The 268-nt window shown below is 57.5% G+C and carries 1 protein-coding gene; it reads right to left on the bottom strand.

The genetic code is table 11. The annotated features are described in order from the left end of the window. Positions 1 to 268: VCBS domain-containing protein (locus J5M56_RS27295; RefSeq protein WP_207938186.1), on the bottom strand; the 268-nt coding region annotated here is incomplete at both ends.

Raw genomic sequence — 268 nt, 5'->3', positions numbered from 1 at the left:
ACAGGATCATCAAGGTTGTTAATGTTCAGCGTCAGGGTCGCCGTGCTGGTATCGCCATCGGCATCCTTGATTGTGTAGGCGAAGTTCTCTACGCCACTGCCGCCACCGCCCAGATTTTTGAAGCCCGGTGCATCGGGGTTGAGTGTGTAGGTGTAGGAACCATCGGCTGCCAGGACCAGCGTGCCGTAGGTACCGTTAAAGGTGCCTGCAATCACCGGCCCACCTGCTACACGGTCGGCGCCTTGCACGTCGTTGGTCAATACATTGC

This window comes from Pseudomonas sp. 51_B, from assembly GCF_017491595.1.
GTDB classification, from domain to species: Bacteria; Pseudomonadota; Gammaproteobacteria; order Pseudomonadales; family Pseudomonadaceae; genus Aquipseudomonas; species Aquipseudomonas promysalinigenes.
Note: the sequence above shows the minus strand (reverse complement) of the source record. Positions and strands in the feature narration are given on the sequence as shown.